Raw genomic sequence first — 2,442 nt, 5'->3', positions numbered from 1 at the left:
GATTTAAAGAAAATGAAAATTTTAAAAAACAAAGTAGAATTTTGGAAAATTACGGCTTTAAATTTTTAAAAAAAGAACCAAAATTTAATAAATTTGATATTATCATAGATGCTGTTTTTGGAAGTGGATTTAAAAGAAATTTAGATACAAAAACTATTAATATTTTTAAAAAAGTTAATTCAAGTAAAGCTTTAAAAATTGCTTGTGATATTCCAAGCGGTTTAGGTGTAGAATTTTGTTTTAAAGCAGATATTACTCTTTGTATGGGAGCTTTAAAGGAAATATTATTAGAAGATTTTACCAAAGAATTAGTTGGAAAAATTAAAATTGCTAGCTTAGGTGTTTCAAATAAAAAATTCATAAAAGAAGCACAAGGCTATTTACTTAACAAAAAAGATTTAAATATTATAAAAAGAAGAGTAAATTCTAATAAGGCACATTTTGGACATATTTATATCGCAGGCAATGAAAGCGCTGGAACACTAGCAGCACTTGGAGCTTTAAATTTTGGCGCTGGTCTTGTTTCTTTGGTAGCTCAAAAAACTTTTTCTCCACTTATAATGTTAAAAGATAAAATAGAATCTAAAGCTAGTGCTATAGCTTTAGGTATGGGGCTTGAAAATTTAGATATTTTAAAAGATGATATTTTAAATAATATTCCCTTAGTTTTAAATGCAAATTGTTTTTTAAGTGAAAATTTATTAAATTTTTTACAAAGAAAAGATGTGGTACTAACTCCACATCCTAAAGAATTTTCAAGACTCTTAAAGCTTTGTTTTCAAGAAGATATTACTATAGATACAATACAAAAAAATCGTTTTTTTTATGCCAAAAAATTTGCCAATACTTTTGAATGTGTTTTGCTTTTAAAAGGAGCTAATTCTATTATAATCCAAAAAGATCAATTTTTTGTTGTAAATTTAGGAACTCCAAATTTAGCAAAAGGTGGTAGTGGAGATGTTTTAAGTGGTATGATAGCAGCACTTTTGGGAGCCAATTTTTCTCCATTAGAGGCAGCGAAAAATGCTTGTTTGGCTCACGCGCTTGTAGCTAAAAAATATAAATTTAATGAAAATAGTTTTGATGCTTTAAAGCTTGTTAAAGGTTTAAAATGTATATAAGGCTTGCTATTCTTTTTAGTGGAAATGGAAGTAATTTAGAAAATATTTTAAAAAAACTTCATAGAAAAAAAGTAAAAGGAATATATTTTGAAGTTGTGCTTTGTATTTGCAATAATAAAAATGCTTTTGGCATACAAAGAGCTAAAAAATATAATCTTGAAAGTATGATTATTGAGCATAATAATTATACTAAGCGTGAAGATTTTGATGAAGTTTTAGTAAATGAAATTCAAAAAAGTGGAGCAGATTTGACTATATTGGCTGGATTTATGCGAATTTTAAGCCCTGTTTTTACTCAAAATATCAAAGCTATTAATCTTCATCCTTCTTTACTTCCACTTTTTAAAGGCGCAAATGCTATTAAACAAAGCTATGAAAGTGATATGAAAGTAGCTGGAGTAAGCGTTCATTGGGTTGATGAAACCTTAGATGGAGGAGAGATTATTGCACAAGAAGCATTTGAAAAGAAAAATTTGAGTTTTAAAGAATTTGAAGATAAAATTCACATTCTTGAACATCAAATTCTAATTCAAGCTATTATAGAAATAAGTGAAAAAATATTAAAGGAAAATAATGTTTGATTGGATTTTTAGTATCGATGCTTGGGTAACCCTTGTTACTTTAAGTGCTTTAGAAATAATTCTAGGAATTGATAATATTATTTTTTTAACAATTTTAGTAAATAAACTTCCTAAAGAATATAGAAATAAAGGAAGAATTTTTGGTTTAGCTTTTGCAATGATTACAAGAATATTACTCCTTTTATCTCTTTTTTGGGTAATGAGACTTACTAATCCTTTATTTAGTATTTTTAATCAAGAAATTTCGTGGAGGGATTTAATTTTATTTTTTGGTGGAATATTTTTAGTTTTTAAATCTTTTCAAGAAATCAAAGAACAAATTTCTTATACTTATAAAGAAGAAGATAAAAATACACAAGAGGTTTCAGCGAGTAAATTTTGGATTATAGTTGCTGAAATTGCTATTATGGATATTATTTTTTCTCTTGATAGTATTATAACTGCTGTGGGAATAGCTCAAGATATTAGTATTATGATTTTAGCTGTGATTATTGCTGTTTTAGTTATGCTTTTTGCATCAAAACCTATTGCTGATTTTGTAGAAAAATATTCAAGTATTAAAATTTTAGCTTTAGCTTTTTTAGTGATGATAGGAATTGTTCTAATTGCTCAAAGTTTTGATATTTATATTAACAAAGCTTATATTTACGTTGCTATGGTTTTTTCTTTGATTGTTCAAATTTTGGTTATTTTAAATGAAAAAAATAAAATTAAAAAATGAGAATTTTATTAATTTTAAG

The 2,442-nt window shown here is 25.8% G+C and carries 3 protein-coding genes; all 3 read left to right on the top strand.

Features of this window, described 5'->3' with window-relative positions:
* The coding region (locus tag JG677_RS07785) for an NAD(P)H-hydrate dehydratase (RefSeq protein ID WP_200286069.1) at positions 1 to 1,121 on the top strand (1,121 nt) is incomplete at its 5' end.
* Positions 1,112 to 1,702 carry a phosphoribosylglycinamide formyltransferase gene (purN, locus tag JG677_RS07780; RefSeq protein WP_200286068.1) on the top strand — a complete coding sequence of 197 codons (591 nt, stop codon included), beginning with the start codon at positions 1,112 to 1,114 and terminating at the stop codon, positions 1,700 to 1,702. The genes JG677_RS07785 and purN, both read left to right, overlap by 10 nt.
* Complete coding sequence (locus tag JG677_RS07775; RefSeq protein ID WP_200286067.1) at positions 1,695 to 2,423, top strand: TerC family protein; 729 nt, start codon at positions 1,695 to 1,697, stop codon at positions 2,421 to 2,423. The genes purN and JG677_RS07775 overlap by 8 nt, the downstream gene beginning before the upstream one ends.
* Positions 2,424 to 2,442: the final 19 nt, after the last annotated feature.

The sequence above is a fragment of the Campylobacter sp. TTU-622 genome (assembly GCF_016598965.1).
GTDB lineage: Bacteria > Campylobacterota > Campylobacteria > Campylobacterales > Campylobacteraceae > Campylobacter_D.
This window is presented reverse-complemented; position numbering and strand designations above follow the sequence as displayed.